Source organism: Flavobacterium defluvii, from assembly GCF_900129555.1.
Lineage (GTDB): Bacteria > Bacteroidota > Bacteroidia > Flavobacteriales > Flavobacteriaceae > Flavobacterium > Flavobacterium defluvii.
Window position 1 is genome coordinate 248012 of record NZ_FQWC01000002.1, and the last position, 15374, is coordinate 263385.

Genomic DNA, 15374 nt, shown 5'->3' on the forward strand with positions numbered 1-15374 from the left:
ATTCACGAATTATTTTTTTAATTAATTCATTAATAAAATTTGTGAATTCGTGGCTAAAAAAGATTATTTATTTCAAAAATACGATTAATGGTTTTATAAATTGATCAAAAGATTCGATATGTGGCAAATGTCCTGTATTTGGAATTTCTGCCAATTTTGAGTTTGGAATTGCTTTTTGCGTTTTTTTGCCCAGTTCTGCATAATTTCCCATTGTTTTTCGAACTTCTTCAGAAACCAAAGGCTTTCCTATGGCAGTTTTATCTCTGGTTCCGATAATTAAAAGTGTTGGACTTTTGATATTTTTAAATTCGTATAAAACAGGCTGCGTAAAAATCATATCATACATTAAAGCAGAATTCCAGGCAACTTTGCTGTAATCTGGTGAAGAAGTCCAGCCGGCAGAAAGTTCAGCCCATTTTTGATAATCGGCATTCCATTTTCCATCATAATAATTTTCCATTTGATATTTTTTAATGGCTTCGTAATTTTGTTTCAATTCCGATTCGTACCACCAATCTACAGGTTTGTAAGGAACAATAAGTTTCCAGTCTTCTAAACCAATTGGGTTTTCGAGAACTAATTTTTCTACAGTTTCAGGATACATCAGCGTAAATCTTGTGGCTAACATTCCACCCATAGAATGCCCTAAAATGGTTGTTTTTGTGATCCCTAAATAGTCTAGTAATTTTTTGGTGTTTTCTGCCAATTGCTGAAATGTATACTGAAAATTATCTGGCTTTGATGATTTTCCAAAACCAATCTGATCCGGAACAATTACGCGAAAACCTTCTTTTGTAAGGGCTTTTATTGTGGTTTCCCAATAAGCTCCGTTAAAATTTTTTCCGTGAAGTAAAACAATATTTTTGTTGTTGTAATTGTCTGGTTTTATATCCATATACGCCATTTTTAAATTCTGGCGCTGGTTGTTTAATTCAAAGAAGTTAACAGGAAACGGATATTCGTAATTGGTTAAATTAATATCTAACTGCTTAATTTTTGTTTCCTGGGAAAAGCATAATATCGGAAATAATAATATGATGAGTTTTGTAATTTTCATTTTTAGCGTGTTTAGAATTATAAATTTACCGCTATGTATTTTGAAAACCAAAGCTTAAAATCTTAAAGTTATCAGAAAAAAGAGAAAAAAAGTTAAAACTAAACTACTTTTTAAGCGTTATAACTCTCTGCGGATACGGAATGTCGATTTCAGATTCGTCAAAACGTTTTTTAATGCTTTGCAGTAAATCGCAATACATGACAAAGCCATCTGTAGAATTTTTTGCCCATGCCCATGCTTTTAATGTGACACTCGAATCGGCCAGAGCGACAACTCTTGCAACAACTAAAGGTGCTTTTTGTTTTTTATTTTCGGCAGTTCTGGTATCAATAAAAAGCGGATGTTTGGCGATTTCATCTCTCATTATTTCTAATGCTTTTTCGACATCAGATTCGTAGCCAATTCCTACTTCGATTATTTTACAGCATTTTGTATCGTGCATATTGGTATTAACAATAATTTGATTGCTGATAACAGAATTCGGAATTATAATTCGGTTGTTTTCGGCATCTTTTAAAACTACTTGTCTCAAATTAATGTCTTCAACTGTACCGACAAAATTGTTGATTGTGATTTTGTCGTTAATACGGAAAGGCTTGAAAATTACCAAAAATATGCCACTGACAATATTGCTTAAAGCCTGCTGTGAAGCCAAACCTGCAACCAGAGAAATGACTCCGGCGCCTGCCAGAAAAGAATGTCCGATAATTTTAAATTCAGGAATTTGAATTAAAGCAAATGCAAAACCCAGAATATAAATTACGGTTATAATAAAATGTTTTAAAAACTTAAATCCGGTAACGTCGTATTCTTTATCACTTAGTTTTTTGTATAAAAAATAGCGAAGCACTTTTTCGGTTAGAGCGCCTAAAACAATTGTTGTAATGGCTATAATAGCGATAAAAATACCTATCCTAAAGTCTTTTAAGTAATCGATCATAGCTTTTTGAATTTTATATTAATGTGAAATTACAGATTCGATTAACCATTTTTGCTTTACTTTTTTGAGGTTAAATTCTATTGGCATAGCAATATCCTTTGGAGAAACAACTATCTGTGCAGTCGAATCTGTAATTTCTTTTTCGAAATAAACTGCGTCTTTTTCTTTGTCTAAAAATCTGGCTTTTTGATCATCAGGAATACTTTTTTCCATTTTTTTAAGATCTTCTAAAGCCATCAGGTTTTCTTTGTTAGTAATTACAAATTCTTTAGCGGCTTTAAAATCAAAACGATTTGTTGCGGCTAAATAAGCTGTAACAACTTCTTTTGGAGTTTTGGATACTTCTTGAGTAAGGGTTTCCTTTGAGGATTTACGGGACTCGCAGCTTGTAAAAGCGACTAGAAAAATTAAAAACGCTATCGAATATTTCATTTGTATTTTGTTTTACAATCCAACAAAATCATCACTTTTTGGAAAAATGCTTAATGCCTGAATTGCAATCTCGGGAGTTGGAGAAGCTAGTTTTCTCAACTTCGTGTCCATCCATGCACCGTCAACCGTTATGGTTGCACAAAGTGTATCATCTTCTCTTCTAAATTCGTGAATGATTGACCAGCGCGAAGCATCGGCTTTCATTTTTGATGTTTTGGTATGAATAAATATTTTATCTGAAAGTTTTAATTCTTTTCTAAAAACACATTCTTCTCTAAATAAAACAGGTCCGAAACCTTGTGTTTGCATCACTTTTAAAGTTAGGCCAAGTTCTTCAAGGATTTCGATACGATGCTGTGCACCAAAATCGTAATAAGCACTATGACGAACGTGAAAATTTGGGTCAAGATCTGACCAGCGAAAAGAAATTTCTTTTGTAAATGAAGCCATTTTATAGTTATAATTTTAATGAGAAACCGAAATTACGAATAAAAAATGAGTTTGCTAAAGTTTCATTTTTGATAATTCTACTTCAAGCTTGTCAAAATTCTCTTCATTTTTATCGACCACGTAAGGTTTCAATTTCTGGCATTCATCTTCGGTTTCAAAAAGCATTTTAAAAACCACTTTTGTTTGGTTTTCGCCAACGGTTTCAAAAGTTGTCAGGATTTGAAAAAGCGGTTTAGAATGACGTTTCCAGGCTATTAAATTGGGTCTTTCTATTTTTATAAATTCACATTCGTTTGCATAATTTCCCGCTTCGGGGCCATGCATGATGAAACTCCATTTTCCGCCTTCACAAAAATTAAATTCATGAAAAGTGTTGGTAAATCCTTTTGGCCCCCACCAGTTTTTTAAATGCTCAGGATCGCTCCACGCTTTAAAAACAATCTCTTGCGGAAAATTCAGAATTCTTGTCGTAACAATCTCTGAATCTGGTGTTGTAGAAAGAATTTCTGAAGTCATTTTTTTAAAGTTTTAAATTAAATGGTTTCTAAATTATCCCATTCGTATTCAATTTTATTTATTTTGATAAAATAAGGAATTAATAGAAGAATTTCTAATCTCAAAGAAAGATTTCCATTATCGGGTGTGTTCATAAACATTGAAGCAATACAAATGACAATTCCAATAATGGCATCAATTTTAGCAATTATTATGGCGTTTGATTTTTCAAACCATAAAGAATAAGCAGCAAAGCTTTTAAATATGATTACTGCAATTATAAACATTCCAACTCCAGAATATGCTGTATTGCTGGAGAAGCCGTAAAGAGATAAACTTACGTTGGTTAAAAAAGCACTTGCAATTACTGCTCCTATACTGCAAACTCCCATAATCATAAAAATCCAGCAAAAAGTTTTAATCCACCATGGTAAAAGTTTTCTTCGGATGACAGCAGGTTTTTCAAATTCTTCAAATTGGCTTTGTAATTCTTCGCTCATTATTTTTTATTTATTTTTTGATCTGGATTGGTTCAATTTTTATCATTACTGTGTCGCTTATTACGTCATGAATTGCTCTTGTTTTATTACTTGAGAAAATTGTAATAAAAGAAAGCCAGCCTAATGATAGCTTTAAGAAATATCGAATAAATGCCTGAAAAATATTAATTTTCATGTCTTCATTTGAGTTTTTTCGAACTCTGATTCCTTTTATATGATTTCCAATTGTTCCGCCAAATGTTGTTGCAATTGGTTCATATAAAAACAGGGATATCAGCAAAACCATTCTTAAAGAATCCGGAACATTTTTAAAACTTGATAAAACATCCGAAATAACAATCATGCAGGCAATTATCAGTACAGAATCAATTAATGTTGATTGTATTCGGTCTAATACTAATGGGTATTTTTCATTCATAGTTTTTTTTACGAATGTACTTAATTTTGAACTTCTTTTCGTGTGTTTAGTTTTTTTACTATCCACGGAAGTGTAAGTCCTTGTCCGATAAGAGTTATTAATACTACTGCCACAGAAATAAATATAATTGTATTTCGTTCAGGAAACGGACTGCCGTCTTCCAAAACTCTCGGAAGTCCGATGGCAATGGCAAGAGATACAATACCACGCATTCCAGACCATCCTAAAATTATACTGTTGTTAAAATCCAGAAGAGCATCTTCGCTGACTTTTCTTTTTCCATTACGAGTTTTTTTGAAAGCTTTCTGGAGATTGATTTTTTGAAGAAAAATTCTAACAAACCGGATCAACAATGTCACAATCGTAATGATAAATGCATAGCCGATATAAGGCAGAAGCATATCGTTTTCGATATCTTTTAATACATATCTGAAATTAAGACCAATCAAAATAAAGATTAATCCGTTTAATAAAAAGATAATGATATCCCAAAGACTTCGGGAACTGTTTTTTAAGTTTTCGGGGAATATTTTTTTGCTAAAACGAGCAATTGACAAGCCGGAAACTACAACAGCTATTACTCCTGAAACATGAAATTGTTCTGCAACTAGATACGCTACAAATGGCATCAACAGCATGAAGCTGATGGTTACATTTGTATTTTTATGTACTCTTTTTAATATAAAGGCAAGGATTTTAGCGATTATCATACCAACAAGAAAACCACCTCCTAAGAGCAAAATAAACTGCAGAGTTGCTTTCCAAATCACAAAAGCAGATCCCATTACGGCAGCAACTGCAAAACGATAGGCAACAAGTGCTGATGCATCGTTTATAAGACTTTCGCCTTCCAGAATAGTTATGGTTTTATGTGATATTCCGAGTCCCTTTGTGATGCTTACTGCGGCAACGGCATCGGTTGCAGAAAGTATTGCACCAATTACAAACGCCAGCGGCCAGGTTATATTTGGAATCATATAATGTGCTACAACGGCAATCCAAAATGTTGTTAGGAAAACCAAAGTTATCGCAAGTGTGCTGATTGTATTAAGATTAGTTTTGAAATCTTTGGGCGAAATATTAAACGAAGCATCATATAATAATGGAGGCAGGAATATCAAAAAGATAATCTCCGGATTGATCTGGATTTCTGTCATTGTTGGTATAAATCCAATTGCGATTCCGACAATTACCAGAAGAATCGGGTAGGGCAGTTTTGCTTTATCAGCAAAGGCAGATAAACCAATTACGATGGCAAGTATAAATATAATGATGCTGTAATTTTCCATTTTTTGGATTTAGAAAAATGCTAATGTACTTAATTCAATATTTAATTAAAAATTATTCTGATTAGGTAAGAGCAAATGTTCTAATGAAAACGAATGTCCTAGCCCCGATAGAAGCGGCATCCTTTTGTGCCGGGGTTCGGCATAAAAGATATAGCGGATAGCGGGAAACAGCTCCTTAATTATGACATATTTATAATATTATACGACAGTTGTCAGTCTTTAAAAATGTCATGTTGTCAGATGATTATTCGTGTGCCAATAGCAAAACTGACATTTTACTTTGGTTTTTTATATTGGCACAAAGATTGACTTATGCCACCTGAGTTATAAAATTTAAATCAAAATTAAATATATAAAAAATGGGTAAAATAATCGGAATTGACTTAGGTACGACGAACTCTTGTGTTTCTGTAATGGAAGGTAACGAAGCAGTTGTTATCCCTAACGCAGAAGGAAAAAGAACTACACCATCTATCATCGCTTTTGTTGAAGGTGGCGAAATTAAAGTAGGTGATCCTGCAAAAAGACAAGCAGTAACGAATCCTACAAAAACGATTGCTTCTATTAAACGTTTTATGGGACACACTTTTGCAGAAACTGAAGGTGAAGCAAAAAGAGTTCCTTACAAAGTGGTAAAAGGTGACAATAATACTCCACGTGTGGATATTGATGGTCGTTTATATACTCCACAAGAATTGTCTGCAATGACACTTCAAAAAATGAAAAAAACTGCTGAAGACTATTTAGGTCAAACAGTATCTGAAGCAGTTATTACTGTTCCTGCTTACTTTAACGATGCTCAGCGTCAGGCTACAAAAGAAGCTGGTGAAATCGCTGGTCTTAAAGTTATGCGTATCATCAACGAGCCAACTGCTGCTGCACTTGCTTACGGATTAGACAAAAAAGGAACTGATCAAAAAATTGCTGTTTACGATTTAGGTGGAGGTACTTTTGATATCTCTGTTCTTGAATTAGGAGACGGTGTATTTGAAGTATTATCTACAAACGGTGATACTCACTTAGGTGGTGATGACTTTGACCAAGTTATTATTGACTGGTTAGCTGACGAATTCAAATCTGAAGAAGGTATTGACTTACGTTTAGACCCAATGTCATTACAGCGTCTAAAAGAAGCTGCTGAGAAAGCTAAAATTGAATTATCTTCTTCTGCTGAGACTGAGGTAAACTTACCTTACGTAACTGCTACTGCTTCTGGACCAAAACACTTAGTGAAAAAATTAACCAGAGCTAAATTTGAGCAATTATCTGATTCTTTAGTAAAACGTTCTATGGAGCCAGTTGCTAAAGCATTAAAGGATGCAGGTTTATCGACATCTGATATCGACGAAGTAATCCTTGTAGGAGGTTCTACTCGTATGCCAAGAATCGCTGATGAAGTTGAAAAATTCTTTGGTAAAAAAGCTTCTAAAGGTGTTAACCCTGATGAGGTTGTGGCTATTGGAGCTGCTATTCAAGGTGGAGTTTTATCTGGAGATGTAAAAGATGTATTGTTACTTGACGTAACGCCTCTTTCTTTAGGTATCGAAACTATGGGTGGTGTTTTAACTAAATTAATTGAGGCTAACACAACTATCCCAACTAAAAAATCTCAAGTATTCTCTACTGCTGCTGATTCTCAACCATCTGTTGAAATCCACGTATTACAAGGAGAAAGAGCAATGGCTGCTGATAACAAAACTATCGGTCGTTTCCACTTAGATGGTATCCCGCCAGCACCAAGAGGAGTTCCTCAAATCGAAGTAACTTTCGATATCGATGCTAATGGTATCATCAAAGTTTCTGCAACTGATAAAGGAACTGGAAAATCTCACGATATTCGTATCGAGGCTTCTTCTGGATTAACAGCTGAAGAAATCGAAAGAATGAAAAAAGATGCTGAAGCTAATGCTGATGCAGATAGAATTGCAAAAGAAAGAGCTGAGAAATTAAACGAAGCTGACAGTACTATTTTCCAAACTGAAAGTCAATTGAAAGAATTGGGAGATAAATTGACAGACGATCAAAAAACAGCTATCGAATATGCTTTAACTGAATTGAGAATGGCGCACCAATCTCAAGACCTTGATGCAATCCAAAAAGGATTAGACAATGTAAATGCAGCTTGGAAAACAGCTACTGAAGCAATGTATGCTCAAGGTGGTGATCAAGCAGGTCAACAAGCTGCTCCACAACAAGAGCAGTCTGGAGACAATGTTGAAGACGTTGAATTCGAAGAAGTAAAATAATTCTTCTTTAACCATAATGAAAAACCGAGTTAGAAATGACTCGGTTTTTTTTTGGATTTAAACTTAAAAAGTAGTAAAAAGATTACTTTTTTAGAATCAATCTATTTATTAAATCTTTCCGATCAAAATGACAATTGTCATTTCCCATTCAGATTCTTTTTCGTAATATTACTATTGTAAATTTTTTTGAATGAGAAAGATTAAATACAAAAAGGGAAGAAAGCTTCAGCACATAACTTTAGAATATACGGGCTCGCATAAAGAACACGAAACCGAAATGCAGCTTTTTGTATATGATGATACTGATGTTGTTGAGTATGATAAGTTTACAGTTCTGGCTTTAAATTCCTGTTTTGATTATTCTAAAAATAACTGGCTTAATGTTCACGGTTTAAACGATATTAGTTTACTTAAAACAATTGGTGCACATTTTAAATTAGACGATTTTTTACTTGCCGATATTCTAAATACAACTAAAAGAACAAAGTTAGAAGAACAGCAAAACATTTTATTTTTTAATATTAAATCACTTTTGCCTTCTGAATATTCGGATAATATTAGTGTAGAGCAAATCAGTTTTATTCTAAAAGAAGGAATTTTAATTTCGTTTCAGGAAAAGCGAAGCGATTTTTTCACCCACATTAGAGAGCGTCTTAGAACTCATGCCGGAATTGTAAGAACTAAAAAAGTAGATTATCTATTATATCTTCTTTTGGATGCTGTAATGGAAAACTTCTACATTACAATTGAAAATGAAGAAGATAAGATTGAAGATTTAATCAATATGACCAAAAAAGGCGCTGATCCGGTTATTTTAGAAAAAATCGAAAACCATCGTGATAATTTAAACTTTTTAAAACGTTCGATTGTTCCGCTTCGTGATTCATTGTATTATTTAAAAACTAAAAAAGACGACGAAGACGAAAATGGTTTGATTCAGAAAGAAACATTTAATTTCTTTATCCGACTTCATCAAAAAAGTTTAGAGCTATTAGAGCAGATAGAATCAGACATGAGCGCATTAGAAAGTGCCTCAAATTTTTATTTTTCGGAACAAAGCCGAAAAATGAATGAAATCATGAAAACCTTGACTATTATTTCAGCCATATTTATTCCGCTGACATTTATCGTTGGGGTTTATGGAATGAACTTCGAAAACATGCCGGAACTTAAAACTCAAAATGGTTATTTTGTCGTTATGGCTGTCATGTTTTTGTTGGTTATAGGGTTGATAATCTATTTCAAGAAACGACGTTGGTTTTAATGTTTGTTTCAGATATGAAAAATTTCGAATTAATATAAAAAATTATGAGTAAGGCGGTGTATATAGCCACAAGCGATCAAAACAGCGGAAAGTCGATTATTACTCTTGGCTTGATGAGTATTTTGATTGGTAAAACGGCTAAAGTGGGGTATTTCAGACCAATAATTGAAGATTTTGTTGACGGAGAGGTTGATAATCACATTGAGACAGTTTTGTCTTATTTTAATCTCGATATTCATTTTGAAGATGCTTATGCTATCACAAAAAGTAAATTGATTAAAAAGAAAAATAAGGGAAAGATAGGTGAGGTTTTAGACTTAATTATTGAAAAATATAAAAAGCTTGAAGAACGTTTCGATTTTGTTTTAGTTGAAGGAACAAGTTTTACAGGAGAAGGTACTTCAATCGAACTGGATTTGAATGTTTTAATAGCAAAAAATCTCGGAATTCCAACCATTATTATTGGCTCGGGAGTTGGAAAAACCTTAGAAGAACTGGTTGACAGTTTATATCTTGTTTACGATTCTTTTAAGGTAAAAGAAGTTGAAGTTTTATCTGTATTTGCCAATAAAGTACAGCCGGAAAATATTGAACTGGTTACCAAAAGCCTTCAAAAAAGCTTGCCGCCAAGCGTGTTAATTAATACAATTCCGCTTATTTCGAGTTTAAACAATCCAACCATGCAGGAAATTGTAAACGAACTGAATGCAAAAGTCTTGTTTGGAGAAAATTATCTGAACAATGAAATTGGTCATTTTAGTGTGGGAGCAATGCAATTGCATAATTATTTAGTTCATCTAAATAACAACGCTTTGGTGATTACACCGGGAGATCGTTCGGATATTATTCTGGGAGCTTTACAAGCTAATGAATCTGCCAATTACCCAACCATTTCCGGAATCATCTTAACAGGAAATATTGTTCCCGAAGAAAGTATTTTAAAACTAATTGAAGGACTTTCGGCTATTGTTCCGATTATTGCTGTTGATGGCGGAACTTATCACATTACAAACAGAATTGGAGCCATAAAATCAGAGATTTATGCTAACAACACGCATAAAATTGAAACCTCAATAACGACATTTGAAAAATATGTTGATAATGACGCTTTAGCTGAAAAATTAATCACTTTTGAAGCAGAAGGCATGACGCCAAAAATGTTTCAATATAATATGGTTAAAAGAGCCAGACAGCATCGTAAACATATTGTTCTGCCAGAAGGAAACGATGATAGAATTATTATAGCAGCATCAAGACTTTTGGCAATGGATGTTGTGGATATTTCGATTATTGGAGACAAAAAACAAATTGAAAGCAAAGTAACAGAATTGGGAATTTCGCTTGATTTCTCAAAAGTAAATATCATTAATCCAATAGAATCTGAACTTTACGAAGATTATGCCAATACGTATTATGAGTTAAGAAAAGCTAAAAACGTAAGTATAACAATGGCAAGGGATTTAATGGAAGATGTTTCGTATTTTGGAACTATGATGGTGTACAAAGGCCATGCCGACGGAATGGTTTCTGGTGCGGCACACACAACGCAGCATACGATTTTACCAGCGCTTCAATTCATTAAAACAAAACCTAATTCATCTGTAGTTTCATCGGTATTTTTTATGTGTTTAGAAGACAGGGTTTCTGTTTTTGGAGATTGTGCCATAAATCCGAATCCAACTGCAGAACAATTGGCAGAAATTGCGATTTCATCGGCAGAATCAAGTTCAGCTTTCGGAATTGAACCAAAAATTGCTATGCTTTCATATTCTTCAGGAGCATCAGGAAAAGGAGATGAAGTAGATAAAGTCAGAACTGCTACAGAAATTGTAAAACAAAAACGCCCGGATTTGAAAATTGAAGGCCCAATTCAATATGATGCGGCTGTAGACCGTGCCGTTGGAAAAAGCAAAATGCCGGATTCTGAAGTGGCAGGACAAGCCAGCGTACTTATTTTCCCGGATTTAAATACAGGAAATAATACATATAAAGCTGTGCAGAGAGAAACCGGAGCTTTAGCAATCGGTCCAATGTTACAAGGCTTAAATAAACCTGTAAACGATTTAAGCAGAGGCTGTACAGTTGATGATATTATTAATACTGTTGTAATTACGGCAATTCAGGCACAAGGATTATAATCAATAAAAATTGAGAATTAAAAATTAAATAATAAACTAAAACCTTAGAATCTTAGCTTCTAAAAAAATGAAAATACTAATTATAAATTCAGGAAGTTCATCTATTAAATACCAATTAATGGTTATGCCAACAAATGAAGTAATTTGTTCGGGAATGATTGACAGAATTGGTTTAGAAACATCCAACATTACATTTAAAACAGCGTTAAACTCTCACGAAGAAATACTGCCAATTCTTACTCATAAAGTAGGATTACAGAAAGTTGCAGATATGCTTCTTGATCCTGAAAAAGGTGTAATAAAATCAACTTCAGAAATTGCCGCAGTTGGGCACAGAGTGGTTCACGGAGGAAGTTATTTCTCTGATACAACTATAATTACTGATGAAGTAAAAGAAAAAATAAAAGAACTTTCAGAATTAGCTCCGCTTCATAATCCGGCTCATTTGGTTGGAATTAATGTAGCCGAAGAAATTTTTGCATCGGCAAAACAAGTTGCCGTTTTTGATACCGCTTTTCATCAGACAATTCCGGTTGAAGCACATAAATATGCCATTCCAAATTATCTTTTGACAGAGCATAAAGTGCGCGTGTATGGATTTCATGGAACGAGTCATAAATACGTTTCTGAAAAAGCAATTGGTTATTTAGAAAAGAATTCTAAAATAATAACAATTCACTTAGGAAATGGCTGTAGTATGACTGCTGTACAAGATGGAAAAAGTATAGATACAACAATGGGATTCTCTCCAGCAAATGGTTTAGTTATGGGAACCCGAGCAGGAGATATCGATCAGTCGGTAATTTTCTATATGGTAAAAAACCTGGGTTACTCTCCGGATGAAGTAAATTCTATTTTATTAAAACAAAGCGGGATGCTTGGTTTAACAGGATACAGCGATCTTAGAGATATTGAAGCAAAAGCCGAGGAAGGAAACAAGGACTGCCAGCTTGCTTTATTGATGAATGCCTATAGAATCAAAAAAACAATTGGTTCATATGCCGCAGCTTTAAACGGATTAGACGCAATTGTATTTACTGCTGGAATTGGAGAAAATTCTTCTTATATGCGAAAATTAATCTGTACAGATATGGATTATTTCGGAATTGAAATTGACAAAGAAAAAAATCAAATTCGTTCTAAAGAAATAAGAGAAATTAATTCAACAAATTCAATTGTAAAAGTTTTAGTTGTTCCAACTGATGAGGAATATGAAATTGCTAATCAGGTTTATCAATTATTAGAGAATTAAATTAAGAAAACACTTTTATGAGCTCCTCTAAGCAGGAGCTTTTTTTATGCTTTTAGTTTAAATATTTGTCAGTATCTTTGAATTTAAATCCGAATATCTTGAAAACGATACTTTTAAAATCATTTTTCTTCTTTTTCATTGCTTTTCATATTCAAGCACAAGAATTACTTCCTTTCGTAGAAAATTATAATAAATCAGATTACCAGGGCGATAATCAAATTTGGAATGTTGCTCAGGGTAAAGACAAAGCAATGTATTTTGCTAACAATCACTATTTGCTGCGATATGACGGCGTAGTTTGGGAAAAATATTCTCTTCCAAATAAAACGATCATTCGTTCGATTTTAATTGAAGGAGATCGAATTTATTCAGGCTCATACAAAGAATTTGGATATTGGTACCGGGAAAATGGTAAAATGCGTTACGTTTCTATTACCAAAAATCTTCGCTTATTTGCTGAAAAAGATAATGAAGAAATCTGGAAAATTTTCAGATTTAATGGTTCACTGTATTTTCAATCTTTCAACGATGTTTTTATTTATGATGGAAAAAACATCCGAAAAATTCAGTTTCCGTTTTTAATCTCTTACTGCTTTGTAGTTGATAATAATCTATATGTTGCCTCGGTAGAAAAAGGTCTTTATAAAATGAATGGTTCTAAAATTTCAAGCCCAAAAGGCTGGGGAATTTTAAAAAACACTGTAGTTCATGCCATCGAAAAATACAAAGGACAAACCTATATTTTTACACAAAAAAAAGGAGTTTTCATTGCTGAAAATAATACTTTAAAACCTTGGGCAAATCCTTTAAATGAAACATTAAAATCAAACGGAATTAATGTTGCCAAATTCATTAAAAACAATAAACTTGTTGTTGGCACAGGGAATAAAGGAGTTTTTATTTATGATTTCAATACTAATACTTTTAAAAATATTGACCGAAATAATGTTTTAATGAACAATTCGGTTTTAAGTATTGGTTTCGATAAAGAAGAAGATTTATGGCTTGGTCTTGATAATGGACTTGCACACGTTGAGGTTAATTCTCCAATTTCATTCTTTTATGATAATTCTGGAATCTTAGGGTCTGTATATTCAGTTGCTACTATTGATAAAGGTTATTTGATTGCTTCAAATCACGGAATTTTTGAATTTGATTCAGGTAATTTTAAAATGTTTCCAAATACACAAGGGCAGGGATGGAATATTACTAAGATTAAAAATAAATATGTTATTGGCCATAATGACGGAACATTTTGTTATGAAAATGGAGTTTTAACAAAAATAAACAACGTAAGCGGCGGATGGAATTTATCAAAAAGTACAATTAATGATACTTACTTTCAGTCTACATACAGCGGAGTTCTGGTATATAGTGATGCATTACAACTTTCACAGAGTTTGAAAATTAATGATCTTTCAAAACCAATTAAATATGTTGCTCAGAATAAAAAGAATGAAATTTGGGCAGCTGATAATTATCGCGGACTTTACAGAGTTTTTCTTGATGATAATTTTAAAACTCAAAAGGTTGAAAATATTACCCAGCAAAGCAAAATTACAAATGATTTTGGTGTAAAAATTTTTGAATTTAGAAATGAAATACTTTTTCTGATTAATAATGTATGGTATACGTTTAATTCTATTTCAAATAAATTAGAAGAAAATGAATTATTCAACACCAATTTCAAAAATATATCAGATGTTGTTGCTATTGACAAGGATCATTTTATGGTACTTCAGGATGGAATTTTGTATCATATTTATTCTCACGAAAATAAATTTGTTTGGAATATTATTCAGGAGAAATATTATAAAGGAAAGCTCATTAACGAAAACCTTAGAATTTTTAGAAGTCAGAATCATTATTTATTAAATCTTGATGATGGTTTTATTTCACTTCAGTTAGGTTATGAGAATAAACAGAACAAAGGAGTAAAAGTAGAAGCTTACAATAATAATGAGTTATTAGAAAATGAAGGAAAAATTAAGCATAATACAGAACTTCGAATAAATGTTATTTCCGGAATTTATGGTGCGAGCAAACCAAACTTATTCTATCAGATTAATAAAGGGAAAAATTTCATTCCAATTTCAAATGGAGAAATAGTCCTAAATAATTTAAGCAGCGGTTCGCATTCGGTTGTAATTTATAAACATGACGGAGCTAATTATGATAAAGTTTCTAGTTTTGATTTTAGAGTTGCTCAGCCCTGGTATTTTTCTTTTTGGATGATTTTCCTTTATCTTTTAGTGATAGGAGCTGTTTTATTTTTCTATTATAAATGGAATAAACTTCGTTACACGCAAAAATTAAAATTACAGGCAGAAGAATTAAAACATCAGCGTGAAATTCTTGAAATGGAATTGAAAAAAGAGAATGAATTAAATATTCAGGAATACGAAAAACATATTTTAGAACTAGAACTTCAAAGTAAGTCATCTGAAGTGGCAGGAAAATCTTTGTCTATAGCCAAACAAAGTGAAATGATTGAGAATATTCAAAATATTCTCGATTCTGAGAAAGATTTTAATAAGCTAAAAAGTGAAATTAAAAAAGCAATCAAAATAAATGAAGTAAATAAACACGAATGGGAAATATTTGAAACAAATCTTAACCAAATACATAATGAGTTTATTATAAATCTTTCTAAAAAATATCCTAATCTCACTCCAAAAGATATAAAACTGTGTGTTTACCTAAAAATGAATCTTTCTTCAAAGGAAATTGCTCCTATGATGAATATCTCTTTTAGAGGTGTAGAACTACACAGATATCGTCTTCGAAAGAAATTAAATCTAACTCAGGATGAAAATCTGTCGAAGTTTTTATTAACTCTGTAAGATTTGAATTTATTTTTTAAGGAATTTATATTTTTCCATATCAAATTTTA

Annotated in this window: 13 protein-coding genes; 5 read left to right on the plus strand and 8 right to left on the minus strand. The window is 32.6% G+C overall.

Annotation, left to right across the window (positions count from 1 at the left end; genetic code table 11):
• Positions 1-67: 67 nt before the first annotated feature.
• From BUC29_RS05250 to BUC29_RS05285, 8 genes are all read right to left on the minus strand, one after another.
• Positions 68-1057: an alpha/beta fold hydrolase gene (locus tag BUC29_RS05250; protein ID WP_073414071.1), complete on the minus strand. Its 990-nt coding sequence runs from the start codon at positions 1055-1057 to the stop codon at positions 68-70.
• Between the two features lie 103 nt (positions 1058-1160).
• The gene (locus BUC29_RS05255; RefSeq protein WP_073414072.1) at positions 1161-1997 is read right to left on the minus strand and encodes a mechanosensitive ion channel family protein; all 837 of its coding nucleotides are present in this window, start codon (positions 1995-1997) and stop codon (positions 1161-1163) included.
• Positions 1998-2015: 18 nt separating this feature from the next.
• Positions 2016-2429 (minus strand): hypothetical protein, encoded by a 414-nt coding sequence (locus tag BUC29_RS05260; protein ID WP_073414074.1) that lies wholly within the window; start codon positions 2427-2429, stop codon positions 2016-2018.
• A 12-nt stretch (positions 2430-2441) separates the two neighbouring features.
• The gene (locus BUC29_RS05265; protein ID WP_057122622.1) at positions 2442-2879 is read right to left on the minus strand and encodes an acyl-CoA thioesterase; all 438 of its coding nucleotides are present in this window, start codon (positions 2877-2879) and stop codon (positions 2442-2444) included.
• Between the two features lie 54 nt (positions 2880-2933).
• The gene (locus tag BUC29_RS05270; RefSeq protein ID WP_073414076.1) at positions 2934-3395 is read right to left on the minus strand and encodes an SRPBCC family protein; all 462 of its coding nucleotides are present in this window, start codon (positions 3393-3395) and stop codon (positions 2934-2936) included.
• Between the two features lie 17 nt (positions 3396-3412).
• Entirely contained in the window at positions 3413-3874 is a 462-nt protein-coding gene (locus BUC29_RS05275; protein ID WP_073414078.1) for a hypothetical protein, read from the minus strand.
• 10 nt (positions 3875-3884) lie between these two features.
• A complete protein-coding gene (locus tag BUC29_RS05280) occupies positions 3885-4292 on the minus strand; it encodes an RDD family protein (protein WP_073414891.1) in 408 nt (135 codons plus the stop codon).
• A 20-nt stretch (positions 4293-4312) separates the two neighbouring features.
• Positions 4313-5581, minus strand: coding sequence for a Na+/H+ antiporter (locus BUC29_RS05285; protein ID WP_073414080.1), 1269 nt, complete (start codon positions 5579-5581; stop codon positions 4313-4315).
• 359 nt (positions 5582-5940) lie between these two features.
• On the opposite strand from BUC29_RS05285, the gene dnaK reads away from it, so the two are divergent.
• The 5 genes from dnaK (at position 5941) to BUC29_RS05310 (ending at position 15324) form a co-directional block, all read left to right on the plus strand.
• Complete coding sequence (gene dnaK, locus BUC29_RS05290) at positions 5941-7827, plus strand: molecular chaperone DnaK (RefSeq protein WP_073414082.1); 1887 nt, start codon at positions 5941-5943, stop codon at positions 7825-7827.
• Between the two features lie 190 nt (positions 7828-8017).
• Positions 8018-9091, plus strand: a complete 1074-nt coding sequence (corA, locus tag BUC29_RS05295; RefSeq protein WP_073414084.1) for a magnesium/cobalt transporter CorA — start codon at positions 8018-8020, stop codon at positions 9089-9091.
• A gap of 44 nt (positions 9092-9135) precedes the next feature.
• Entirely contained in the window at positions 9136-11229 is a 2094-nt protein-coding gene (pta, locus tag BUC29_RS05300; protein WP_073414086.1) for a phosphate acetyltransferase, read from the plus strand.
• Between the two features lie 67 nt (positions 11230-11296).
• Entirely contained in the window at positions 11297-12481 is a 1185-nt protein-coding gene (locus BUC29_RS05305) for an acetate/propionate family kinase (RefSeq protein ID WP_073414088.1), read from the plus strand.
• Between the two features lie 98 nt (positions 12482-12579).
• The gene (locus tag BUC29_RS05310) at positions 12580-15324 is read left to right on the plus strand and encodes a helix-turn-helix and ligand-binding sensor domain-containing protein (protein ID WP_073414893.1); all 2745 of its coding nucleotides are present in this window, start codon (positions 12580-12582) and stop codon (positions 15322-15324) included.
• Positions 15325-15374: the final 50 nt, after the last annotated feature.

What these genes read in the sequence shown, in the direction of transcription:
- BUC29_RS05280 (WP_073414891.1), bottom strand. Translation starts at nt 4,292, where the DNA reads ATGAATGAAAAATACCCATTAGTATTAGACCGAATACAATCAACATTA.
- BUC29_RS05270 (WP_073414076.1), bottom strand. Translation starts at nt 3,395, where the DNA reads ATGACTTCAGAAATTCTTTCTACAACACCAGATTCAGAGATTGTTACG.
- dnaK (WP_073414082.1), top strand. Translation starts at nt 5,941, where the DNA reads ATGGGTAAAATAATCGGAATTGACTTAGGTACGACGAACTCTTGTGTT.
- BUC29_RS05250 (WP_073414071.1), bottom strand. Translation starts at nt 1,057, where the DNA reads ATGAAAATTACAAAACTCATCATATTATTATTTCCGATATTATGCTTT.
- BUC29_RS05265 (WP_057122622.1), bottom strand. Translation starts at nt 2,879, where the DNA reads ATGGCTTCATTTACAAAAGAAATTTCTTTTCGCTGGTCAGATCTTGAC.
- pta (WP_073414086.1), top strand. Translation starts at nt 9,136, where the DNA reads ATGAGTAAGGCGGTGTATATAGCCACAAGCGATCAAAACAGCGGAAAG.
- BUC29_RS05285 (WP_073414080.1), bottom strand. Translation starts at nt 5,581, where the DNA reads ATGGAAAATTACAGCATCATTATATTTATACTTGCCATCGTAATTGGT.
- BUC29_RS05275 (WP_073414078.1), bottom strand. Translation starts at nt 3,874, where the DNA reads ATGAGCGAAGAATTACAAAGCCAATTTGAAGAATTTGAAAAACCTGCT.
- corA (WP_073414084.1), top strand. Translation starts at nt 8,018, where the DNA reads ATGAGAAAGATTAAATACAAAAAGGGAAGAAAGCTTCAGCACATAACT.
- BUC29_RS05260 (WP_073414074.1), bottom strand. Translation starts at nt 2,429, where the DNA reads ATGAAATATTCGATAGCGTTTTTAATTTTTCTAGTCGCTTTTACAAGC.
- BUC29_RS05305 (WP_073414088.1), top strand. Translation starts at nt 11,297, where the DNA reads ATGAAAATACTAATTATAAATTCAGGAAGTTCATCTATTAAATACCAA.
- BUC29_RS05255 (WP_073414072.1), bottom strand. Translation starts at nt 1,997, where the DNA reads ATGATCGATTACTTAAAAGACTTTAGGATAGGTATTTTTATCGCTATT.